Source organism: Amycolatopsis sp. WAC 04169 (assembly GCF_003947535.1).
GTDB classification, from domain to species: domain Bacteria; phylum Actinomycetota; class Actinomycetes; order Mycobacteriales; family Pseudonocardiaceae; genus Amycolatopsis; species Amycolatopsis keratiniphila.
This window is the reverse complement of the sequence record NZ_QHJI01000006.1, coordinates 333,888-356,057: the sequence shown is the minus strand read 5'-3', so window position 1 is coordinate 356,057 and position 22,170 is coordinate 333,888. Positions and strand designations below refer to the sequence as shown.

Genomic DNA, 22,170 nt, shown 5'->3' with positions numbered 1-22,170 from the left:
TCCGCCAATGCCAAGGAGTTCTCGTGCCCGTCGGGGTGGCACCCGGCCGATGGCCCGTGCTGGGACACACACTCCCGCTGGTCCGCCGTCCGGTCCGATTCACCGCCGGACTGCGGGAACACGGCGACGTGGTCAAGGTGTCATTGGGGCCATTGCAAACATATTTCCTCACGAATCCGGAATTAATTCACCGAGTGCTGGTGACGAACGGATCGAGCTTCGGCACGGGGATCATGTTCCGCAAATTCCGTCCGTACGCGGGCAACGGCCTCGCCTTGTCCGACGGACCCTTTCACCGCAGGCAGCGCAAACTGATGCTGCCCGCCTTCGACCGGAACCACCTGCGCCGCTACGCCGGGCTCTGGGTCCGGGCGACCACCGCCCTGACCGCGTCCTGGCGGCCGGGCGAGGTGCGGCGGATCGACGCGGACATGCAGGCGCTGGCCATGACCAACGTGGGCGAGGCGCTGTTCGGCACCGAACTGGGGGAGGCGGCGATCGGCGAGGCCCGCCGCTCCATCCCGCTGGTCATCCGGCTGGGCATGTACCGGGTGCTCTCCCCGGGTTTCGCGGAGAAGCTGCCGCTGCCGTTCAACCGCCGTTTCGACCGGGCCACCACGCGGATGAAGGCCGTGGTCCACGAACTGATGGCGGGCCGCGACGCCGACACCGATCACGGCGACCTGCTGTCCACGCTGCTGCTGGCCAAGGACGCCGAGACCGGGGAGCGGATGACCCGGGAGCAGGTGCACGACGAGGTGATGACCCTGCTGACCGCGGGCACCGAGACCACCGCGCTGATCCTGGCCTGGGCCTGCCACGAACTGGGCCGCAACCCGGATGTCGCGGACCGGATGCGGGCCGAGGTGGACCGGGTACTGGGCGGGCGCCCGGTGACCTTCGACGATCTGCCCGCGCTGGTCTACACCGGTCAGGTGGTCAGCGAGGTGCTGCGGCTGTACGCGCTGTGGATCCTGATGCGCCGGACCGAGCAGGAGATCGACCTCGGCCCGGTGCGGCTGCGGCCCGGCGACGAGGTGATGTTCAGCCCGCTCGCCCTGCACACGGATCCCCGGTACTGGGACCACCCGGACGTCTTCGATCCGGACCGCTGGGCCACCGACCGGGTACGGTCGTTGCCGCCGGGGGTGTTCATCCCGTTCGGCAACGGGATCCGGCACTGCATCGGCCACCTGTTCGCCCGGGCGGAGGTGGTCATCGGCCTGGCCACGATCTTCGCGCGGTGGCGCCTCGAACCCGCCGGCCCGGTCCGGGTGCGGTACACCACGATCGCCTACCCGCGCGGCCTGCCGATGACGGTGCGCCCGAGGGATTAGGCCCCACAAAGGAGAATTTCGTGCGTTTTCGCTTGCGTCGCCTCGCCGCCGCGGTGGCTCTGCTGTGCACGGGTGCGGTGCTCGTTCCCTTGCCGGCGTCCGCCGTCGAGGCGGCGTGCCAGGACCTGAACATCCCGGTGTCACTGGTGGACGTGCCCCTGCTGGGACTCAAGGACCAGACCATGTACGGCAGGCTGTGCGTCCCGCCGGGCGGAAGCCGCACCCTGCACGTGCTGGTGCCCGGCGGCACGTACAGCTCGGCCTACTACGACCCGGCCGGTCTGCCGGAGACCCGATCGTTCCGCAAGGCGGTGAACAAAGCCGGGTACGCCACCCTGTCGGTGGACCGGGTCGGCTCGGGCCGCAGCTCGAAGCCGCTGAGCGGGCTGCTGACCGCGAGCGCGCAGGCGAACGCGGTGCACCACGCCATCCAGGCGATGCGGACGGGCAGGGTGGGACCCGGGTTCGACAAGATCGTCCTCGTCGGGCACTCGCTCGGATCGGCCACCGCGATCATCGAGGCGGCCACCTTCCGCGACGTGGACGGTGTGGTGATCACCGGGTTCACCCACCGGGTCGCCCCGCTGACGGTGATGCCCACGCTGGTCGCGCTGGGCCCGGCGTTGCTGGACGAGAAGATGTCCAAGGTCGTCGGGCTGGATCCGGGCTACCTGACCACGACAGCGGGCATGCGATACACGGCTTTCCACGATCCCGGGCCGTTCGACCGGCAGGTCATCGACGTGGACGAAGCAGGCAAGGACCTGATCGCGACCGGTGAGATCATCGACGCCGTCCTGATCGGTTTGGTGCTGCCGTACAGCAGGCGGATCACCGCGCCGGTACTGGTCGCCATGGGGGAGAAGGACAACGTGTTCTGCGGCCCGCTGGCCAGCGACTGCTCCAGCGCGGAAGGCCTGCGGCAGGGCGAGGCCGGGTACTACTCACCCGAAGCGAGGCTGCGAACCTTCGTGGTGCCGGGCTATGGGCACTCGATCAACTTCGCGCCGAACGCGCCGCTGCTGCACGACGCGGTGACCGGCTGGGCGAACGAAATGGTCGGGAGATAGCGACCGCCTGGGTGATGACACCTCGCCGGCGGCCCGCCTACAACGTCCCATCGAATACGACAGCGCCGCCGGCGTCACGCGCTTGAATACCGACCCCTTGCGGGAACGGATCGTTCATGTCCTTCGGAAGGAAGACCACGAAGGTCCTGTCGACCACATCTGTCGTCGAGGTCCGTCCGGCGCCGAAGTCACAGGTCACCGTCACCGCCGTCTCCGGCAGCAGGGTCCCGGCGTACGGCGTCCGGGCCTTGCCCCGTTCACCACCGTCTTCCACGCCGCCCAGTGGCTGCATCGGGATGGTCCGGGGCCGCGTCGGCGGGAGCTCGAAATGGTCTTGGTAGACGCGCATCTTCGTCCGGCCGGGACGCCGCGGGTCCGGAACGGTCGTGCACGCCAGGCTCCGGTCGCCCAACCGGCCGAGTACGACCCGGTAGCCGTCCTTGTCCAGTAGCGCGCCCGGCCGGTAGCCCGCCGCGTCGGAGACGGCGTCCACCGCACCGGACAGGCATTCGTCGAGCGCCCGTCCCGCGGGCGAGGTCCGGTCGGCCGGGGCGACCGGGCGATCGACGGCCGAAAGCAGCGGTGGGGGAGCCGGCGGCAGGGCCGTGGTCGTCGCTCCGGCGGGTCCGTAAACGGACAGTCGCGTTTTCGCGGGGGCGGTCCAGATGAACGAGACGAACTGATGGGTCAGCGGCGAGGGCTCCAGGGTGTCCCCGCCGCCGGAGTCCTCGGCCTGGAAGGCGAGACCCGCACCCGGCCAGGCCGGATCCAGCACCCCGCCGATCAGTCCGGTCGCGCTCTGCAGGAGCAGCCCGGTGCGGGTGCCCGGCACATACGCGGGGGCGGCGTCCGGATCGGACACGGTCACGGTGGTCAGCGTCGTCTCACAGAACATCGGTTTGCCCGCCGCCGTCGCGGCGACGACCGAAACGCCCAGCATGACGTCGGTGAACAGGGGGACCCATTCCTCGCGCGGGGCCAGCCGGTCCGACTTGCCCGCGGCCCGCACCGCCGCCCAGCAGCGGTCGAGCGACGACGTCGCCAGCGCGGTGTCCAGAGTGAGTCCGCCGGCGGCCGGCTCGGGGCCGGGGGCCGCGCCCTGCTGACGGAGCGACTGCGCCCCGGCGGCGACGCCGGACGCGACGAGAACGACCGCCGCCGCGGCGGCGTACCAGACGCGTGCCTTCCGCCGCGGCTTCGCGATCCCCTCGCGGACCGCCGACCGCATCCGGGCGCGGACGTCGTCCGGCATCGCGTGGTGAGGCGGGTACACGGATTCGTCGCTCATTTCTCCTCCAGCAACGTACGCAGCCGGGCTCGTCCCCGGGAAAGATGGGCGCGGACGGTGACCTCGGCGATGCCCAGCAGCTCCGCGGCGTCGGCGATGCCCACCTCGGCGGCCAGGCAGAGTTCGACGACCTCGCGCTGCGATTTCGGCAGCGACCGGACGGCTTCGGCGACCTGCTTCAGCCGGCGCTGGCCGTCGATCTTCTCGGCCACCGAGTCGGCGTGGTCGGATACGGCGGGCTGGGCCGGGATCTTCCCGAGCAGCCGCAGCCGGCGGCGAGCACCGCGGTGCTCGTCACGGGCGACGTTGGCCGCGACCGTGTAGAGCCAGGGCAGGGCGCTGTCCCGCACCAGGGTCACCTCGGCCCGCCGCCGCCAGGCGATGAGGAACGTCGTGGACGCCAGGTCCTCGGCGCTGCTCCACGAACCGGTCAGGCGATAGGTGTAGTTCCACAGCGCCTCGGCGTGCCGCTCGAACAGCTCGCTGAACGCCCCCTCGTCGCCGTCGGCCGCGCGGGCCCACAGTTCCCGGTCACCGGTCTGTTCCACCGGTTCTCCCAACCCGATCGCAAGGTTGCTCACGCCCTGGTTGTGGCCGGCACCGCTCGAACGTTGCGCGCAACTTCCCGGGCCGGAGGAGCCACATCGAGACATGATCATGGAACAGGTCCGGACGACGGACAACCAGGCGCCGCCCTGGCGGATGCCCCTGTCCACAGCGGTGCTCTCGGCGGTGGTGTTCCTGCTCGCCCGTCCGCATTTGATCGACGACACGTACATCACGCTGGCGTACGCGCGCAATGTCGCCTTCCACGGCCACTGGGGCCTGCTCGCCGACGCGACGTCGAACACCGCGACGTCGCCGGCGAACGTGCTCGTCTTGGCGGCCCTGACCACCGTCGTCCGCGATGCCGTCTTCGCCGCCGGAGTGCTGTTCGTGCTCTGCCAGGTCCTTCTCGCCCTGGCGTTGCGCAGGCTCGGCACGGCGTGCGGGTTGCCGTCCCGATTCCCCGCCCTGACGCTCTGCGCGCTGACCGCGAACCCGCTTCTCCTCTCGTCGATCGGGCTCGAGGTCGCCCTCGGCGCGGCTGTCCTGGGCTGGCTGACCGTGTTCGCCGTCGAGAAGAACCCATTCGCCTTCGGGGTGTCAGCCGGCTTGCTCGCCCTGGTCCGGCTGGACCTGATCGTGTTCGCGGTGGTGCTCTTCGTCTTCCTCCGTCCCGGCGTGGGACGCGCACTGCTCGGCGCCGGGCTGATCACGTTGCCCTGGTTCGGTTTCAGCTGGGTGGTGCTCGGCGCGGCGGTGCCGGACACCGTGGTGATCAAGACCCTCCAGGGTGCGCAACACGCTTGGGGTGCTTGGAACTTCGGCAACGGCCCGCTGTTCTACGCGCGGGTTTCACCGGTGATGGTCGTGCTGGCGTTCCTGCCCGCCGTTCTCGCCGTGGTGGCACTGGCCATCCGGCTGCGGACGAGCCCGGCGGGCCTGCGGCCGTTCGCGGCGCTCGCCGTCGGCGGCCTGCTCTACCACCTCGGCTACGTGCTGCTGGCGGTCCCGCCCTACCACTGGTACTACGGGCCCGGCCTCACCGCGGCGACCGTTGTCCTCTGTGCCGTGGCGGTTTCACACCGGTTCATGGTCAGCGGGGTGCTCGCGCTGATCGTCGCCGGTCTGATCGCGTACGCGGCCGCCGGACTTCCCCGTACGTACGCACCGTTCACGTCGAACTACACGTCGAGCGCGCAGTACGCCCGTATCGGGGCGGAACTGGGCACGCTCGCCGGAGGCCGGGTCGTCGGCAGCGCGGGCGAAATCGGCGTCCTCGCCTACAGTTGCGGCTGTCCGGTCGTCGACGTCTTCTCCGACCGCGGCCTCCTGCCCGCCGCGATCGAGGCGCGCGGAGAAGAGAACCGCTGGATTCGCGCGATGCTCCGCGTGAACTACGCCTTCTTCGACTTCGACGTCCGGCCACGGCGTCCCGAACTCCTGCTGCGACGGCTGGCGGCTCCTCCACCGGACGCGCTCGCGCACTGGACGCTCGATGCGCCGACTCTCGGGAAGCAGGAGTTGTATCTGGTGCCGAACAAGGAGTGAGGTGGTGCGGCTTCCAGGCCTCACACTGGTAGCCACCGTCGAGCTGGGAGTTGACGTGACATGGCGATCACGACGTGGGTTCAGGCGGCCGGAACCGTGTTGCTGGGGTTGGTCGGGCTCTGGTTCGCACACAACTACCGGCGGCAGATCCGGCTCAAACTCGCCGAACGTCAGGTCGAGTCGTACGTGCGGCTCTGGGCCCTGACCGCGCCCGCCGCCCCGTTCCGCGCTACTCCGTTGGCGCCCGTAGAGCTGAAAAAGCTTTACGACGACATGGGCAAGTGGTACTTCGACGACGGCGACGGCATCCTCACCTCGTCCGCGGCTCGCGATTTGTTCGTCGGCGTCCACGGCAATCTCGTCTGCCCGATCGGCGAGATGAAACCGGCCGTACTGGCCGCGCAACTCGCCGCGTTGCCCCCGGCCGACGCCGAACGCCGTCGCGGTTGCGCGATCATCCGCCAGATATCGCTTTTGCGAACCCAGCTGAAGAAGGATTTGGCCATGCACTTCGGCGTCGGTTACTACACCGACCTTCAGCCCGATGATCGAGCCTTTCTGGTCAGCTGTGGTTTGTCTCCCCGGCGACGGCCGTGGCGACCACGCCGGCTGCGTCCCGCGGACCGGCCACGTGTCAATTCATGCGTGTGCGGCGCCTGTCCGAGCTGATGCGGGACATCCTGAATACGATCAATCGCTTTCACGCGAACGAGTGAAAGCTCATCAGGCTCTGTGCGGCTGCGGGGACTATGGCGGCATCTTTGGCCGAGTGACGTGATCTGGGGAGGTCTCATGTCGCCTACCGCGCTGCATCGCACTGTTCTGGTTGTGGACGTGGAGCAATTCAGCGGCCGGAAGAATCCGGAACAGAGGAATGTGCGCACCGCGGTCTATGCGGCCTTGGCTCATGCGCTCGGCTCGCACTGGAGCGCCTGCCATCACGAAGACCGGGGTGATGGTGTGTTTCTTCTGGCGCCGGCGGACGTTCCGAAGCAGCTGTTCGTCGAGCGGGTTCCCGGTCGCCTGGTGAAAGCGTTGAACAGGCACAACCGGGCGCACGGGACCGGCGAGCAGATCCGGTTGAGGATGGCCGTGCACGCCGGTGAAGTCCTGCTCGACGAGCACGGCGCGACCGGCGTCGCGATCAACCACACGTTCCGGTTGCTCGACTCGCCGCCGTTGAAGGACGCCCTCGCCGGGTCGGCCGGTGTGCTCGCGGTGATCACCTCCGACTGGTTGTTCCGCGAAGTGGTCTGGCACAGCGCTGCCGACGAGACCCGCTATCGGCCCCAACGCATCCGGGTCAAGGAAACGGAGACGGTGGGGTGGATCTGCCTGCCGGACGACCCGTATCCGCCCGACGTCAGCCAGGCGGAGTGGCCGGAGGACGTCTGTCCCTATCCCGGACTGCGTGCGTTCCAACCCGACCAGGCGCGGTGGTTCTTCGGCCGTGAGGCCACCTTGTCGGTGTTGATGGACAAGATCGATCACCGCGGCGGGCCGGTCTTCGTCGTCGCACCGTCCGGTGCCGGCAAGTCGTCGCTGCTTCGGGCAGGCGTGATCACCGAAGTGGCCGACAGCGGACGCCCGTGGCTGTTGCTCACCCCGGCGAGAAAGCCTTGCGAGACACTGGCACAGCAGGTCGCGCAGCTCATCGACGGCAGCGTGGAGGACGTGCTCTCGGCGATCGGATCCGATCCTGCCCGGCCGGCGAGCATGCTGCCCGACGGGACCGTCGTCGTGGTGGACCAGTTCGAAGAGGTGTTCACCCTCTGCGCCGACGAGGCCGAGCGGCGGCGGTTCATCGCCGCATTGATCGCGATGCGGGCGGTTCTCGGGGTGCGGGGCGACTTCTACGACCACTGCCTCGCCGACGATCAGCTCGCGAAGTTCCTGCCGGCGAGCCAATTCAACCTCCAGGCGATGACTCCGGCCGGATTGCGGGCGGCGATCGAGCGGCCGGCTCGGCAGATCGGCGTCGACGTCGAACCGGGGCTGGTCGAGATCCTCCTGCACGAGATCGGGACGGACGCGGGCGGACTCCCACTGCTGGCCCACGCCTTGGCCGTGACTTGGCAGCGGCGCGCGGGCGACAAGCTGACCTTGGCGGATTACGACCGGGCCGGGCGGATCCAAGGCGCGATCGCGGCCACCGCGGACGAGGCCTACGCGCGTTGTTCGACGGCCGAGCAGCGCGTAATCTTCCAGCAGATCCTCATGCACCTGGTCGTGGTCAGGCACGACGCGCCGCCCGCCAGACGGCGCGCGGATCCCGCCGACCTCGTCGACGGCTTCGACGCACCGCGGACCGCCGAGACAGTTCTCGGCTGGCTGATCGAGAAACGTCTGGTCACGCTGGACGGCAACGCCGTCGAGCTTTCCCACGAAGTGCTGCTGCGGGCGTGGCCGCAGCTCGGCACCTGGATCGAGACGGGCCGCAACGATCAGGTCATCCGGCAGCAGTTGATCGAGGCCGCCGAACAGTGGGAGCGGGAAGGGAAACCGGTCGGATCGCTGTATCGCGGCGATCGGCTGGCCATCGCGCGGGGGTGGCGGTCCAGGAGTGAGCACCGCGCCGCCCTCACGCCGCTCGGAGCGGCCTTCCTCGGCGCGTCGATCCGGCACGAAAGCCGGCGGGCCAGAGTCCGCCGGACCGCGGTCACCATGCTGGCCGTCCTCGGCCTGGTCGCGTCCAGTGCCGCTGTCTACGCCTTCCAGCAACGCGACATCGCCCGCGAGCAACGTGACGCCGCGATCTTCAACAAGGTCACCGCCGAGGCGAACCGGATACGGACCGTGGACGTGTCGCTGGCGGCCCAGCTCGATCTCGTCGCCTACCGCATGCGCCCGGCCGACGCGGATACGGGCACCCACTTGATCGTCGACGCGAACGCGCCACTGTCCGCGACGTTGCCCGCGGGCGCCAAAGACGTCAGCGTGGTGGCGTTCAGTCCCGATGGGCGGACGCTGGCCACCGGCAGCGGCAGCGGCGACCGGCTCGTGCGGTTGTGGAACGTCGCCGACCCGGCCCATCCGGTGCTGCTGAACGAAACCATCAGTCACGGTGAGGCGACCCGTGCGCTGGCGTTCAGCCCGGACGGACGCACTCTGGGCTCGGGCGGCGCCGACAACACGGTGCGGCTGTGGAACGTCGCCGACCCGGCCCGCCCCGAGGCCCTCGGCCCGCCGATCACGGGGCACACCAAGACGATCCGGTCGATGGCGTTCAGTCCCGACGGGCGGACGCTGGCCAGCGCGGGGGACGATCGAACCGTACGGCTGTGGAACGTCACCGACCTCGCGCGGCCCACGGCGCTCGGCCCGCCGATGGCCGGGCACACCGACGCCGTCTACTCCGTGGCGTTCAGCCCTGATGGCCGGACTTTGGCTACTGGCGGCGACGACCGGACGATGCGACTGTGGGACATCGCCGCGCCGGACCGGGCCAAACCCTTCGGGCCACCGTTGACCGGGCACACCGGCGCTTTCCATTCGGTGGCGTTCAGTCCCGATGGACGGATGCTGGCCGGTGCGAGCAACGACCGGGAAGTGCGGCTGTGGAACGTCGCCGACCCGGCCCGCCCCGAGGCGGTCGGCCGGCCGATCACGGGGCATGCCGGCGCGATCCGGTCGCTGGCGTTCGGGCCCGGCGGGCGGACGCTGGCCACCGGCGGCGACGACTACACCGTGCGGCTGTGGGACGTCGCCGATCCGGCTCGCCCTTCGCCCATCGGTGCGCCGATCACCGGGCATGCCGATGGCGTCCGGTCGATGGCGTTCAGCCCGGACGGCCGCGTCTTGGCCACCGCCAGTGGCGACCGGGCGGTAAGGCTGTGGAACATTCCCGACACCGTCCTAACCGGACACACGAGGGAAATAAAGGCGTTGGCGTTCAGCCTGACGGGCGCATCCTGGCCACCGGCGGTGGCGACCGGACCGTCCGGTTGTGGACGCCTGCCGATCGACGGCAGCTGGGCCCGCCGCTCACCGGCCACCAAGACGACATCAACGCCTTGGCGTTCAGGCCGGATGGTCGCGTGCTGGCCACCGGCGGTGGCGACCGGACCGTGCGGCTGTGGGACGTCGCCGATCCGGCTCGCCCTTCGCCCATCGGTGCGCCGATCACCGGGCATGCCGACGGCGTCCGGTCGATGGCGTTCAGCCCCGATGGCCGCCTCCTGGTCACCAGCGGGGATGTGAAGGACGAGAACACCGCACGGCTGTGGGACGTCGCCGATCCGGCCGAACCCGTGCTGCTGGCCCGGATCGAGATCGGACCGGACGCCAACGCCTTGGCGGTGGCGTTCAGCCCGAACGGGAGAACTCTGGCGACAGGAACCGAATACAGCGACGTCGCGGTGCGGCTGTGGAACGTTTCCGATCCGGCCAAGCCCACCCTGCTGACCGGCCCCCTCAAAGGGCACCAGGACGACATACGCCGGGTCGCGTTCAGCCCGGATGGCCGGACCTTGGCCAGCGGCAGCGACGACGCGCAGGTGCGGCTGTGGGATGTCACCGATCCCGCTCACGCCACATCGCTCGGCGAACCTCTTGGCGGCCACACCAACCCCGTCATCGGGTTGGCGTTCAGTCCGGATGGGCACACGGTGGCCAGCGGCAGCGGCGACAACACCGTGCGGCTCTGGCGGACAGCCGACCGGACGCAGTCGGGGCAGCCGCTCACCGGACACCAGGCCGCCGTCAACACGGTGGCGTTCAGCCCCGATGGCGCCACCCTCGCCACCGGCGGCCAAGACCACACCGTGCGGCTGTGGAACATGACCGTTCCCCAAGCCGTGCACGGCATCTGCGCCGTCACGGGGAACACGCTCACTCGCGAAATGTGGGACAAGTTCGTGTCGGCCGAGCTGCCGTACAGTCCGCCGTGTTCCTGACCCGCTAGTGCTTCGCGACATGGGCGCCGCCGACCCGCCTACGACCACGCCACCTTTGACTTACCTCCCGATAGCCGGCTCCAGGGGAATCCGTTCAGCCGGACTTCGCGGCGGCCAGCCGGTTCAGCAGGCGGATCCGTCCCTGGTTGGGGACCGAGCGGATCGGGTGCCCGGCAAGGCCCCAGCGCCCGAGAAGGGTGTTCGCCGCGCTCCAGCCGGTGGCGGCCGCGCGTTCCATGAGGGCGACCGGGAGGTCGATCCGGATGCCGTCGCCCGCGAGCGCGAGCGCCGGGTCCGGGGTCGCCACCGTGGGCCGCCGGGCGAAGTCGCCGACGCCGAACAGCGGGCAGTCTTCGCGCCACAACGTGATGTCGCCGACCACGCGGGCGTCCCGGGTTTCCGGGTAGATCTCGTGAAGACGGCTTTCCAATGCCTTTTCCAACCCGCTCGAGTCCTCGGTGGCGGCCGCGTAGGCGTGCAGTTCGACGACCGATCCGCCGGTGCGCGCGGCCCAGCGCCGGGCTTCTCCCTCGTACCGGTCGAGCAGGCTGATGTTGTCCAGCGGCGGGATACTCCCGGTGCCGAGGAACGGTGACCGACGCGGCTCGACCGGGCGGTCCAGCCAGAGCCGCCGGACCAGGAAAGGCGGGGCGGTACGCAAACCGCCGACGTCGGCTCGCCAGGCCTCGGTGCCGACATCCGGTGAAGCGGCGACGATTTCGCGCAGGCCGGAGACGTCGCAGGCGAGGACCACGCCGTCGAAGTTCTCCGTCCGGCCGTCTGATTCGACGGCGAAACCTTCCGGGGTCCGGCCGAGGCCGGTCACCGCCGTGCCGGTGCGGATGTCGGCACGGCGGCCGGTGAGATGGTTCGCGAGCGGGTCCCAGAGCGCTTGGGGGAACGGCTCGGTCGGTACGTCGAAGACCAGGCCTTCGCTGGAGCCCAGGAAGTACAGGTGGAACATGGTCGCCAGCTCGGCGGCCGACAGTTCACGCGGGTCGGCGAAGAAGCTGCGCGAGAAGACCTCGAACGCGAGGTGCTTGGCGGCGGGCGGGAAGTTGATCGCTTCGAGGAAGGTCGAGGCGTCGGTGCGGTCGAGCCGGTGGTAGATCTCCGGCACGCTGACCGTCGCCAGCGGCAGTGCCTCGCGGCCGCTGAGGTGCAGCAGGTCCCGGCGGGTGAAGGTCGGGCTACGCCAGGCGAACGCCATCGCGTTCCACGGCGGGGTGCGCGGAAGTCCGGCGAAGGTGTCGATGCGGCCGTGTGCGTCCAGCAGCGGGTAATCGGTCAGCGGGGTCAGCCGGTCCAACCGCGGATCGGTGCGCGCGAGCAGGGCACGCAGGTTGTAGTACTGGCGGAAGAACGCGTGGAAGCCCCGGCTCATGGTCACCGCGGTGCCGTCCGGGAGCCGCTCCCGCCAGCCGCCGACACGCCCGCCGAGATGGCCCTCGCGTTCGAAGACGGTGACGGTGACGCCGCGTTCGGCCAGCCCGGTCGCCGCGGTGAGCCCGGCGATTCCACCGCCCACGATCGCGGCGGTGGGACGCCGTCCGAGCAGTCCGGCGTCGGCCAGCCCCGGCGGGGCCTGCCGGGTCACGCGACGGGGATCCCTGGGGCGGGTCACACCGGCTCCGAGGGCGCGGTGCCGACGACGGTGTGGACGATGTCCCGCTGCCAGCCGCCGACGGTCGCGGTGTGGACGTCGGTGAAGCCGGCGTCGGTGAGACGCCGGGCGAGTGCGGTGATGCCGTCGAATTCGAGGACGCTGCGGCGAAGATGACGGTAGAGCGTGGCGTCGCCGGTGGTGAGTTTTCCGAGCGGGATGATCACGCCCGCGCAGACGGCGTTCCAGACCCAGCGGGCGCGGCGGGAGTCGCCCACGGAGTACTCGTGCACGGCGATCCGGCCACCCGGCCGGAGCAGGGCGCGAAGCCGGCGTAGCTGTGTGGTCGGGTCGGTGAGGTTGCGCAGGAGGTACGCCGCCAGGATCCCGTCGAACGGACCTTGGATCCCGGCCAGTTCCTCGACCGGTGTGTGCACGAATTCGATGTTGCCGGGCCAGGTTTTGCTCCGGGCCCGCTCCAGCATTTCGCCGGACGCGTCGAAGGCGGTGATCCGGGCGTCCGGCAGCACCGACAGGAGGGCCGCCGTGGACGCACCGGTTCCGCAGCCGGCGTCCAGCACCCGTGGTCCAGGAGCGGCGAGCCGCTGGGCGGAAAGGCGCAAATGCTCGTGGTAGCCGGGATTCGCGCCGACGAGGCGGTCGTAGAACCGGGCTTCGGTGTCGAAGGCCGAAGGCACGGCCTCGCGCGGCAAACCGTTTCGCGCCATGGCGTTCATCGCGCTTCCTCTCGTGATCGGGCCCGTTCCCACAGCAGCAGCACGGCGGTCACCATCGCGAAGCCGAAGAGGAAGTCTTCGACCGGGATGTCCCACGGGAACCGCCAGCCGGTGATGTGTTCGGGCGCGTAGAGGACGATCGGCGCGGACAACTTCGTCAGCCAGCCGTCGACGGGGATCTGGAAGCCGGTGACGATCGCCATGGTGAGCCAGTAGGCGGGTTTGCGGAACAGCCCGGTCTTCAGCACGGCGAGCTCGAACAGTACGACCACGATCACCGAGACGACGGCCGGAACGGTGTAACCCCAAGGGATCATCGCCGGACCGCCTGCTTCCCGCGCCGCTGGACCGCGGCCAGGGTGAGCTGGACCGCTTCGTAGGTCAGCACCCCGCAGACCGGGATCACGACGAAGAACAGGATCTCTTCCTGCGGAAGGGAAAACGGCGCGCGGATACCGGTGACGAATTCGGGCGCGTAACCCCAGACCTCGCCGGCGATCGCCACCGCGTCCCAGACGAGGAAGACCACGGCCACCGGGAGAAGCGCGCGGGCGAGGCGTTTCGGCTGCCGGTAGACGCGGGCGCCCGCGAGTTCCAACGGCAGCGTCACCAGGACACATGCCGCCAGTACGAGCAGGTATTCGATCTTGCCCATCAGCCCACCGCCGACGGGGGAGCGGGATGTCGTTTCCGGGCCCACTGCGCACGAACGAGCGCGCCGCAGGCGACCCCGAGCCGGCGGCGCCGCGACACCTTCGCCCGGCCGGCGAAGACGTCGTGGCCGGCGTCTTCGATCCGGTCGAGGATCTCCCCGTACAGGGTCGCGGCGGTGGCGACGCAGGGCCGTGAGACCGGATGCAACATCGCGATGCCCGGCCATGCTTCGGCGTAGACGCGCCGGGTCACCGCGATCTGTTCCTTGATCGCGGCCCGGACGCGGAGGTCGGCTCGGCCGTGCTCGGCGCACCAGGAGAGCCGTTCGCGGTCGACGTCGTGTTCCTTGAGTTCGTCGGCGGGCAGATAGACCCTGCCGCGCTCGAAGTCCTCGGCGACGTCGCGGAGGAAGTTGGTCAGCTGGAAGGCCTTCCCGAGTGCGGCGGCTCGCGGGGCCGCCTCTTCGCGAGGCGCGACCGCGCCGAGGATCGGGAGCACCTGCAGGCCGATCACCTCCGCCGAACCGCGCACGTACTCGTCGAGGTCGTCCCTGGTGGCGTAGTCGGTGACGCTCAAGTCCATCCGCATCGACGTGAAGAAGTCGCGGAAGAGCCCTTCCTCCAGCTCGTACCTCGCCGCCGTGTCGATCACCGCCGTCAGCAGGGGATCGTCACTCGTACCCGCGGTCAGATCGGCGAGGAACCGATCCTCCACTTCGGACAGTCGCGTGGCGAGGGAGTCCGGGGAGGCGTCCGCGGCGGGCTCGTCGACGATGTCGTCGAGCCATCGTGCGAAACCATAGAGCGCGTGGACGGCGGGCCGTTGCGCGGGCGTCAGCATGCGGGTCGCCAGGAAGTACGTCCGGCCGTGCCGGGCGTTGACGTCGCGGCACCAGGTGTACGCGGCCCGCAGCCCGGGATCGTGGATTGCGGCGGCATCGAGTTCGCGTCGGGTCATCGGCTCGCCTCCGTGGCCAGGTCGAGGACGCGCGAACGGCGTCCGGGCACGCCGGTGATCCGGTCGGCGGCCAGCCTGCCGGAGATCAGCACGGTCGGCACGCCCACTCCCGGCACCGTCGCTCCTCCGGCGAGGACGACGTTCTCAGTGCCGCCCGGAAGATTCCGGGGGCGGAACGGTCCTGTTTGGACGAACGAGTGCGCGTAGCTGAAGGGCGTCCCGGCCACGTGCCCTCGGTCGGCCCAGTCGGCGGGGCTGATGACCTCGGTGAACTCGGGTTCGAAATCCGGGAGGAGCCGCTGCCGCGCGACGGCGAGGATCTCCTCCGCGTACGGCCCGGCTTCGGCGGTCCAATCCGCGGGGCCCCGGTCGAGATTCGGGACCGGCGCGAGGATCGAGTAGAGCTGACGCCCCGGCGGCGCCAGGCCCGGGTCGGTCGCGGTCGGCCGGGTGATCAGCAGCGACGGGTCGCTCATGCGGCGGCCCGTGGTGATGAGTTCGTCGAAGGTCGAGCGCCACCCGTGACCGAAGGAAATGGTGTGGTGCCCGACATCGGATCCGGTATCGGGGCCGCCGGTGTGCAGGATCAGCGCCGACGGCGCGGGCCGCAGCGGAACAGGCCGCGCCGGAGTCCGGCCGAGCAGCCGGTAGCTCTCGGGCAGCTCGGTCGTGAGGACGACGGCGTCGCACGGATGACGTTCACCGGCGGCCGTGCGGACGGCGTGGACCCGGCTGCCGTCGCGTTCGAGCGCGTGCACGGGGTCGCCGTAGTGGAAGGTGACGCCGTTCCCGGCGGCGACCCGGGCGAGCGCCTGCGGCAGTGCCGCGACCCCGCCGGGCGGAAAGTACACGCCGCCGACGGTGTCCATATAGGAGATGACCGCATACAGCGCCAGCGCCCGCATGGGCGACTCGCCCGCGTAGAGCGCTTGGAAGGTGAACACCCGCTTCAGCCGCTCGTCCGACAGGAAGGACCCGATTTTCGCGTCCAGCCGCCGGAATCCGCCGAGCGCCACTAGCCGGGCCAGATCCGGGTTGAGCATGCCCAGCGGTGAGTCGATGTTCGAGTCGATGAACCGGCCGAACTCGGCGTGGTAGAGCCGGGTCAGCCAGTCGCGCAGCCGGAGGTATGCCGCGGCCTCGGCAGGCCCGGCGAACTCGCGGACCGCGTCCGTCATCGCCGCGGCGTCGGTGTGCACGGGCAGGGTGCCGCCGTCGGCGAACTGCGCCAGGTAGGCCGGGTCGAGCCGGGTGAGCGGCAGTTCCCTGTCCAGTTCCGCGCCCACGGCGCCGAAGGTGTCCCGCAGGATCGACGGCATGGTCAGCACCGTCGGGCCGGTGTCGAGCAGATAGCCCTTGTGTTCGGCGCGCCCCGCGCGGCCGCCGGGGCCGGGGTCGCGTTCGAGGACGGTGACCTCGCGTCCGCGGCCAGCCAGGTGCAACGCGGCCGCCAGCCCCGACAACCCCGCTCCCACGACGACGATCCGGTCCGTCCTGCCGGGCACCGTTTTCACTGGTCGCGCTCCGTGCACCGGATGGCGAGTACGGCCAGCGCGTCCGCCGCCTCCTGCGGGACGACGGCCGGGTCGATCACCGCGAGCGCCTTGTCGGCGCGTTCCCGGATGAGTTCGCCGAGGCGTTCGCGTGCGCCGGTCGCCGTGATCAGTTCGCACCAGCGGGAGACGGCGTCGTCGTCGACCGTGGTCAGGTTCAGCAGTTCGGCGAGTTCGGCGCGCCGTCGCCTGTCGGCCATCTCCGCGGCGAGCACCACGACGCTGGACGCCTTGCGATCGCGGAGGTCCTGGCCGGCGGGTTTGCCGGTGACCGCGGGGTCGCCGAAGACACCGAGCAGGTCGTCCTTGAACTGGAACGCCTCGCCGACCAGGCCGCCGTACTCGGCGAGGGCGGCCATGACGTCCGGACCGCAGCCCGCCAGCGCGGCGCCGAACTCCAGCGGCCTGCGGACGGTGTAGTTGCCGGACTTCCGGCGCAGTACGTCGAGCAGCGCGTCCCAGCCGGGAAGCGTCCGGGCGTCGTTCACCAGATCGGCGAGTTGCCCCACCGCCAGTTCCGCGCGCATCGCGTCGTACCTCGGCCAGCCGCGCGACAGCGTTTCCGTGTCCAAACCGGACTCCCGGAGCAGCTGCTCGGACCAGACCAGGAAGAGGTCGCCGGCGAGAGTCGCCGCGGATTCGCCGAACCGGCCGGCGGAGCCACTCCACCCCTGCTCGGCATGCCACCGAGCGAATCGCACGTGCAGCGCGGGACGGCCCCGTCGCAGCGCCGAGGCGTCCATGACGTCGTCCTGCGCCAGCGCGAAACAGTGGAGCAACTCCAAGCTCGCCGCGGCACGCAGCGCGGCATCCGATTCCGGGCCTCCGCACCGCCAGCCGACGTAGGCGAACATCGGCCGGAGGAATTTCCCTCCGGCGAGGAACTGGGGGAGGATGGTTTCCGCGAGCTCGCCCTCGCCACGGCCGGAGAAGTGCTCGGCGGCCCGTGCTTCGACGAAACCGTGGGCTTCGGCGAGACAACGCCTGCCCACCTCGTCCAGCCAGGCGGTCCGCGCCTCCTTCGGCGGCACCGTTCCCGCCGCCATGGTCGACGCCATCCGCCTTCCCTCCGCCGTTCCGGTGATTTCGTTTCATAACCGATTCACGCCTGGGGTACCTTGTCTACTAGATCCAGCGGCGCACCCGCAACTCGAGCCATATCGGCCGGAGAGCAAGGAAATCCTGGGTTGCCCGGGATTCACCGGCTCAAACCCGGATCGCTCGCGGATCGAAGATGACCGTCTCGCGGACGAGCGTGGCCCGGACCCCGCCACCCTCAGGAGCCCGGTGCCCCTCGCACCGGGCTCCGGATGCCCGACGGCGCCTGGCGTGCGGACCGGTCCCTTCCCGGGGCCCCGCCGTGGCGCCGTCGGGCGTTCTTCGTTCCGGGGACGGTGTGCGCCTGCCCATGCCCGGTGACCTCGTAAGCTGCCCTTCGGGCGAACACTGGCACCGGGAACGTGGAACGGATGGATGTCGACGAGATGAGCGGCCGAGCCGGCGGTTCGTGGACCCCCGGCAAGGTCGCCGAGATGCTGGGTGTCTCGCCGGTCACGCTCCGTACCTGGGATTCGCGGTACGGGGTCGGCCCCACCATCCGCGCGGGTGGCCGTCATCGCCGTTACTCGGACGCGGATGTTCGCAGGTTGCAGCATATGCAGCGGCTGATCGACCGGGGGATTCCCGCCCGCGAGGCGGCCGCGGCGGCGTTCTCCGGTACCGGTGAGACGGTCCCGGACGTACCCGCCGACAGGCTGGTCGGCGAACTCGAGCAGGCCGCGGAAGACCTCGAATTCGCCTCCATCGCGGCGTTGCTGGACGAAACGCTCGGCGCGATCGGCGCGGCGGCGACGTGGGCCGACGTGTTGCTGCCGATCCTGCGCGGCCTTGGGGACCGCTGGTCCAGGGGCGACGTGTGCTTCGAGTCGGAATGGGCGCTCACCACCGAGGTTTCCCTGGCGCTGCAACGCTACGTCGCCCGCTTCACCACCGGGCCGTCCGAACGCGGAGTGCTCATCGCCTGCTGCCCGGGCGAGCGGCACAGCCTGCCGGTCGAGGTTCTCCGGGCGTCCCTGGCGGAGATCGGTGTCCCCGCCGTCCACCTCGGTCAGATGGTGCCCGCGGAGACCTTGGCCGGTCTGGCGTCCAGATTGGATCCGGTGCTGGTGGTGCTGTGGTCGATGTCCGCCGGCACCGTGGACGTCCTGCTGTGCGAGCGTCTGCAGCGGCAGGGGTCCGAGGTCGTCGTCGCCGGCCCCGGCTGGGAAGGACTCAACGTCCGTGGCGCGCCTTGGGTCAACGATCTGACCACCGCGCTGGACGTCGCCGCTGCCCACTTCAAAGCCTGAACCGTTGCGGGATCGCTTCAGGTGCCTGAGGATGGATCCGGAAGCGGACGCGGGACAGGAGGATTCCCCGGTGGATCTCAGGCGGCAGGTGGTCGAGCGCTGGCCGGCGAAATGGCCGGTCCAGCCGTTCCGGGAGCCGGCCTGGGCCCGGCAGGAACCGACCTACCGGGAATGCAGTCCCGCGCTGATCGATGCCGCGGTCAAACGGGCCGACGCACGTCCGGCGGGCAACTGGTTCGTCGTCGCGGCCAGCCGGGAGGTCGTCGCGGATCGGCCAGTCGGGCTGCGCGCCGGCGGCCGGGAACTGGTGGCGTGGCGTGGTCCGGACGGTGACCTGGTCATCGGCCCCGGCGCCTGCCCGCATCTCGGTGCTCCGCTCGATCAGGCTCGTGTCCATTGTGGAGAGTTGGTCTGCCGGTGGCACGGATTGCGGGTCGGGCCCGAGCGGCCGGGCTGGTCACAGCTGCCCTCCCATGACGACGGAGTCCTCGTCTGGGTTCGCCTAGACCGCTTCGGCGGCGAAACCCCTACCGAACGGCCGATCGTGCCGGCCCGTCCGGAAGGCGACGTCACCATCGACGCGGTCGCGACGCTGACCGGCACCTGCGAACCGGTGGACGTCGTCGCGAACCGGCTCGACCCTTGGCATGGCGCGTGGTTCCATCCGTACTCGTTCACCCGGCTGAAGGTGTTGTCGGCTCCACAAGGGAACGACGTCACCGAGGCCGAGGACAAGTTCGTCGTCGAAGTGACCTTCCGGCTCGCCGGGAAACTGGGCGTGCCGGTGATCGCCGAGTTCACCTGCCCCGAACCGCGGACGGTGCTGATGACCATCGTCGACGGCGAAGGCGCGGGCAGCGTGGTCGAAACCCACGCCACGCCGCTCGGGACCGGCCCCGACGGACGACCACGGACCGCCGTGATCGAGGCGACGATAGCCACGTCCGACCGTCCCGGTTTCGCCAAGGCCGCCCGGATCGCCCCGGCTCTGCGGCCCCTGATGCGCCGTGCGTCCGCGCGCCTCTGGCGGGACGATCTCGCCTACGCCGAGCGGCGCTATGCCTTGCGAGCGGGAGACGTCGCCGACGGGCGGGCATGAAACCGGCGTCGTGATCGCGAGTACCGCCCCTCCGAATGTGAAAATGGCGGTATGACGGAAGAATCCCCTGAGGCCGATTCGGATCGGCGGTTCCGGCTGGAGACGCTGTGCGATGTCGTCCAAGCCGAGCTGGCGGCCGCCGGGTTGCCGGTGGTCCCCGGTGGCCGTCCGACCGGCGTCGCCGGTGCGGTCGTGTCGGTCGACTTGCCCGATCTGCGCGGTGTGCTCGTCGGCTGGCAGGAGCACGCGCTCCTTCTTGACGCGGGACAGGAGGCATGGGCCGACGACCCGCACCAGGAAGGCGAGGAATGCGCCGCTTTCTCGCACTTGATGAATACGATCGGTGAGGCGATGGCCGAAGCGATCCGGAAGATCCTCACTGCGGCCGGGCTTGAGATAGAAGGCACTGACAACGACTACGCGCCTCACGAACTCCTGGTCACCCGGAGAGTGAGCACGTCGGTGTGGAGAGCACGACGGGATGCCCAGTTCACCCGGCGGTATGACTCGATGCGCGCGGCTTGGAAAGCGCGGAATGCGGCCAACTGCCCGAACCCCGACTGCGAGACACACCACAGCTCCGCAGAAGCGGGAGCGGATCTGTAGCGGCTGATGTTTCCTGCCCGCTTGACGTGATTCTCGGCAGGTGATCATCGAAGATCGTCGGACAAAAGAAAAACCCTCTGGGGTGTTCGCGGCCTGTGACGTCGCCACCGCGCTGGACAGGTGCGTATGGACTGCGGCTTTCGTGCACCTGTCATCGTTCTTGCGCTTGCAGTCGGTAGGGCGTACCTGTCTTGACGGCGATCACTCCGCCGATCGTGGCTCCGGCCGGTGCGACGGCTTGCCAGGCCATTCCTTCCGGCGCGGGAGTCTTCGTCCTGGCGGCCGAACTCGGCAGGCCGATGAGGCCGCCACCGATGACGACGTCGTTCTGATCGACGACGAGAACGCAGTCGGCCCGCGTGCCGCCGATGGTGGCCCAGCCGCTGAGGACTGTGTCTCCCGTCGGCGGAATGATGGTTTCGCCGCGAGTGTTCCCGGGTTCGGTGCCACGGGGGAGTGGGGCCGGCGTCGAGAGGTGGGTGCCGAGTTCGGGTCCGCCGCAGCCGAGGGTGAAGGTGTCGTTGAACGGGTAGGCGCCGAGTGAGCGGGCCGCGGGTGCGGCTGCGCGTTGGATGTGCAGGGCGTCGAGGACGGTGGGTGCGTCTACGCGCAGGGCGATGGCTGCGAGGTTCAAGGGGGCGTAGTCGTGCCGGACGCGTTCTGCTTTGGCGCCGCCGATGGCGTGGGTGACCAAGGCAACGGCCGCGGTGACGATCAGCAGCTCCCGTAGTGGCCATTGTGGACGGTTGATGGCCGCCAATGCCAGTAAGGCACTGGTGGCGAGCGCGCCGATGACGACGTACCTGCTGATGAGTCCGACGTTGCCGCCGGGTACCTGATCGGTCGTGCGGCCCAGCGCCAGCATGCCCGCGAGCAAGGTGGCGTAGGTGGCGAGCGCGATCCAGCCAGAGACCCGAGGACTTGCTTCCCGGACGAAGTGAACCAGGGCGGCGATCGTGATCCCGCCCGCGATCACCGCGACGACCGCGACGTCGGCCGACCACAGCCCTCCGAGCGCCGCGGCGAGAACAGACAGCCTGCCGTCGGGGTCGAACGCCGACGTGGCCAACGAGTGTTGACCGGGCGGTTTGGTCAGGAACCACGCCGTGACAACGAGAACTCCGATCACGCCAGGGATCAAGACTCGCAGGCGGGAGTCCTTGCGCAGCCAGGCGACCAGTGCCAAGACGAACCAGATCGGCAGCGCCGCGCCGAAACTGAGGCAACCCAGCGCTGCCGAGGCACCCGCTGTCCAGCTCATACCGCGATGTGCACAGGCGATCGCGAGCACGCAGAAGAAGACCGCAGGGATCCAGCTGATCCCGTTGGTGCCCTGCAACCACAGCTCCGCCGCATGAGAGCTGAACAGCAGCCATGAGAAGCCGGCCAGAGCAACGGATTTCTTCGTAGTGGAAAGAGAATCCGGGAGCATCGAGTACAGACAGGCCACGATCCCGGCCACGAGCAGCACCGTGAGCATGGTGAGGATCCGGTTGTCCCCGCCGAACCACGCCGCGTCCGCCCAGAACAACAGCGAAGGCAGGACGAAGGGCTGATCGAGGTGATAGGTGAACACCTGATCGAACAACAGATCGCCATTGTCGTCGGTGATTTTCGCCAGTACATGCCAGTAATCGAGCAAAACGTGCATTTTCGGAGCCCGCGCGGCGGTGAACAGAGCAAGCCCGAACGGGACGACCGCGAAAAGCCACAATGCGACCGGGCCGCTTCGCCGCCACAGGCGGGCCTGCGTGGGGCGCGGAAGTTCATCCGTATCCGCGGGACGAGCGGGGGCGTACTGGTTCAAGGATTTCCTATCTGGGTGGAATGAGCGCAGTGTCCGGAAAGTTGAGCGGTTTGCCCGATTCTGCTCCAGAACCGCTGTGACCAGTGTCTTTACTGGAGCCGTCGGTGCTTGGCAAGAGTGAG

Annotated in this window: 18 protein-coding genes and 2 pseudogenes; 10 read left to right on the top strand and 10 right to left on the bottom strand. The window is 69.6% G+C overall.

Annotated features, from left to right (window positions below; translation table 11 throughout):
- Positions 1-23: 23 nt before the first annotated feature.
- Together DMC61_RS17740 and DMC61_RS17735 are read left to right on the top strand one after the other, a co-directional pair.
- Positions 24-1,337, top strand: coding sequence for a cytochrome P450 (locus DMC61_RS17740; protein WP_125690205.1), 1,314 nt, complete (start codon positions 24-26; stop codon positions 1,335-1,337).
- A 20-nt stretch (positions 1,338-1,357) separates the two neighbouring features.
- Entirely contained in the window at positions 1,358-2,407 is a 1,050-nt protein-coding gene (locus DMC61_RS17735) for an alpha/beta hydrolase (RefSeq protein ID WP_370456415.1), read from the top strand.
- A 37-nt stretch (positions 2,408-2,444) separates the two neighbouring features.
- On the opposite strand, the gene DMC61_RS17730 is transcribed toward DMC61_RS17735, so the two are convergent.
- The gene (locus tag DMC61_RS17730) at positions 2,445-3,695 is read right to left on the bottom strand and encodes a hypothetical protein (RefSeq protein ID WP_125690204.1); all 1,251 of its coding nucleotides are present in this window, start codon (positions 3,693-3,695) and stop codon (positions 2,445-2,447) included.
- A complete protein-coding gene (locus tag DMC61_RS17725; protein ID WP_125690203.1) occupies positions 3,692-4,243 on the bottom strand; it encodes an RNA polymerase sigma factor in 552 nt (183 codons plus the stop codon). Before DMC61_RS17725 ends, DMC61_RS17730 begins: the two co-directional genes overlap by 4 nt.
- A gap of 103 nt (positions 4,244-4,346) precedes the next feature.
- Here DMC61_RS17725 and DMC61_RS17720 point away from each other — a divergent pair, with 103 nt between their 5' ends.
- The 5 genes and pseudogenes from DMC61_RS17720 (at position 4,347) to DMC61_RS17705 (ending at position 10,684) form a co-directional block, all read left to right on the top strand.
- Positions 4,347-5,789, top strand: a complete 1,443-nt coding sequence (locus tag DMC61_RS17720) for a hypothetical protein (protein ID WP_125690202.1) — start codon at positions 4,347-4,349, stop codon at positions 5,787-5,789.
- A 60-nt stretch (positions 5,790-5,849) separates the two neighbouring features.
- Complete coding sequence (locus tag DMC61_RS17715) at positions 5,850-6,458, top strand: hypothetical protein (protein WP_125690201.1); 609 nt, start codon at positions 5,850-5,852, stop codon at positions 6,456-6,458.
- A 123-nt stretch (positions 6,459-6,581) separates the two neighbouring features.
- Positions 6,582-9,617, top strand: a pseudogene (locus DMC61_RS41655) (NACHT and WD repeat domain-containing protein); the annotation flags it as partial.
- 5 nt (positions 9,618-9,622) lie between these two features.
- Positions 9,623-9,826: pseudogene (locus tag DMC61_RS42130) on the top strand (WD40 repeat domain-containing protein); the annotation flags it as partial.
- Positions 9,827-9,940: 114 nt separating this feature from the next.
- Complete coding sequence (locus DMC61_RS17705; protein ID WP_233594842.1) at positions 9,941-10,684, top strand: WD40 repeat domain-containing protein; 744 nt, start codon at positions 9,941-9,943, stop codon at positions 10,682-10,684.
- 94 nt (positions 10,685-10,778) lie between these two features.
- Here DMC61_RS17705 and DMC61_RS17700 read toward each other — a convergent pair whose 3' ends face one another.
- The 7 genes from DMC61_RS17700 to DMC61_RS17670 are packed head-to-tail and all read right to left on the bottom strand — an operon-like array spanning position 10,779 to position 17,246.
- Positions 10,779-12,308, bottom strand: coding sequence for an FAD-dependent oxidoreductase (locus DMC61_RS17700; RefSeq protein WP_125690198.1), 1,530 nt, complete (start codon positions 12,306-12,308; stop codon positions 10,779-10,781).
- A complete protein-coding gene (locus DMC61_RS17695) occupies positions 12,305-13,024 on the bottom strand; it encodes a class I SAM-dependent methyltransferase (protein ID WP_125690197.1) in 720 nt (239 codons plus the stop codon). The genes DMC61_RS17700 and DMC61_RS17695 overlap by 4 nt, the downstream gene beginning before the upstream one ends.
- Entirely contained in the window at positions 13,021-13,341 is a 321-nt protein-coding gene (locus DMC61_RS17690; RefSeq protein ID WP_016331945.1) for a lycopene cyclase domain-containing protein, read from the bottom strand. Before DMC61_RS17690 ends, DMC61_RS17695 begins: the two co-directional genes overlap by 4 nt.
- Positions 13,338-13,679 carry a lycopene cyclase domain-containing protein gene (locus tag DMC61_RS17685; RefSeq protein ID WP_125690196.1) on the bottom strand — a complete coding sequence of 114 codons (342 nt, stop codon included), beginning with the start codon at positions 13,677-13,679 and terminating at the stop codon, positions 13,338-13,340. Before DMC61_RS17685 ends, DMC61_RS17690 begins: the two co-directional genes overlap by 4 nt.
- Positions 13,679-14,635: a phytoene/squalene synthase family protein gene (locus DMC61_RS17680; protein ID WP_125690195.1), complete on the bottom strand. Its 957-nt coding sequence runs from the start codon at positions 14,633-14,635 to the stop codon at positions 13,679-13,681. Before DMC61_RS17680 ends, DMC61_RS17685 begins: the two co-directional genes overlap by 1 nt.
- Positions 14,632-16,149, bottom strand: coding sequence for a phytoene desaturase family protein (gene crtI, locus DMC61_RS17675; protein ID WP_125690194.1), 1,518 nt, complete (start codon positions 16,147-16,149; stop codon positions 14,632-14,634). The genes DMC61_RS17680 and crtI overlap by 4 nt, the downstream gene beginning before the upstream one ends.
- Positions 16,146-17,246 carry a polyprenyl synthetase family protein gene (locus tag DMC61_RS17670; RefSeq protein WP_125690193.1) on the bottom strand — a complete coding sequence of 367 codons (1,101 nt, stop codon included), beginning with the start codon at positions 17,244-17,246 and terminating at the stop codon, positions 16,146-16,148. The genes crtI and DMC61_RS17670 overlap by 4 nt, the downstream gene beginning before the upstream one ends.
- A 411-nt stretch (positions 17,247-17,657) precedes the next feature.
- Between DMC61_RS17670 and DMC61_RS17665 the strand changes: the two genes are divergently transcribed.
- The 3 genes from DMC61_RS17665 to DMC61_RS17655 all read left to right on the top strand — a co-directional run bounded on the left by DMC61_RS17665 (position 17,658) and on the right by DMC61_RS17655 (position 20,241).
- Positions 17,658-18,536, top strand: a complete 879-nt coding sequence (locus DMC61_RS17665; protein ID WP_125690192.1) for a MerR family transcriptional regulator — start codon at positions 17,658-17,660, stop codon at positions 18,534-18,536.
- Between the two features lie 70 nt (positions 18,537-18,606).
- Positions 18,607-19,635: a DUF5914 domain-containing protein gene (locus DMC61_RS17660; RefSeq protein ID WP_199750035.1), complete on the top strand. Its 1,029-nt coding sequence runs from the start codon at positions 18,607-18,609 to the stop codon at positions 19,633-19,635.
- 51 nt (positions 19,636-19,686) lie between these two features.
- Positions 19,687-20,241 carry a hypothetical protein gene (locus tag DMC61_RS17655; protein ID WP_233594840.1) on the top strand — a complete coding sequence of 185 codons (555 nt, stop codon included), beginning with the start codon at positions 19,687-19,689 and terminating at the stop codon, positions 20,239-20,241.
- Between the two features lie 151 nt (positions 20,242-20,392).
- Here DMC61_RS17655 and DMC61_RS17650 read toward each other — a convergent pair whose 3' ends face one another.
- Positions 20,393-21,892 carry a DUF2079 domain-containing protein gene (locus tag DMC61_RS17650; protein WP_233594839.1) on the bottom strand — a complete coding sequence of 500 codons (1,500 nt, stop codon included), beginning with the start codon at positions 21,890-21,892 and terminating at the stop codon, positions 20,393-20,395.
- Positions 21,893-22,170: the final 278 nt, after the last annotated feature.

Coding starts and splice junctions, on each gene's coding strand:
- DMC61_RS17680 (WP_125690195.1), bottom strand. CDS start 14,635: ATGACCCGACGCGAACTCGATGCCGCCGCAATCCACGATCCCGGGCTG.
- DMC61_RS17655 (WP_233594840.1), top strand. CDS start 19,687: ATGACGGAAGAATCCCCTGAGGCCGATTCGGATCGGCGGTTCCGGCTG.
- DMC61_RS17730 (WP_125690204.1), bottom strand. CDS start 3,695: ATGAGCGACGAATCCGTGTACCCGCCTCACCACGCGATGCCGGACGAC.
- DMC61_RS17715 (WP_125690201.1), top strand. CDS start 5,850: ATGGCGATCACGACGTGGGTTCAGGCGGCCGGAACCGTGTTGCTGGGG.
- DMC61_RS17650 (WP_233594839.1), bottom strand. CDS start 21,892: ATGCACGTTTTGCTCGATTACTGGCATGTACTGGCGAAAATCACCGAC.
- DMC61_RS17685 (WP_125690196.1), bottom strand. CDS start 13,679: ATGGGCAAGATCGAATACCTGCTCGTACTGGCGGCATGTGTCCTGGTG.
- DMC61_RS17670 (WP_125690193.1), bottom strand. CDS start 17,246: ATGGCGTCGACCATGGCGGCGGGAACGGTGCCGCCGAAGGAGGCGCGG.
- DMC61_RS17720 (WP_125690202.1), top strand. CDS start 4,347: ATGATCATGGAACAGGTCCGGACGACGGACAACCAGGCGCCGCCCTGG.
- DMC61_RS17665 (WP_125690192.1), top strand. CDS start 17,658: ATGGATGTCGACGAGATGAGCGGCCGAGCCGGCGGTTCGTGGACCCCC.
- DMC61_RS17705 (WP_233594842.1), top strand. CDS start 9,941: ATGGCGTTCAGCCCCGATGGCCGCCTCCTGGTCACCAGCGGGGATGTG.
- DMC61_RS17690 (WP_016331945.1), bottom strand. CDS start 13,341: ATGATCCCTTGGGGTTACACCGTTCCGGCCGTCGTCTCGGTGATCGTG.
- DMC61_RS17695 (WP_125690197.1), bottom strand. CDS start 13,024: ATGAACGCCATGGCGCGAAACGGTTTGCCGCGCGAGGCCGTGCCTTCG.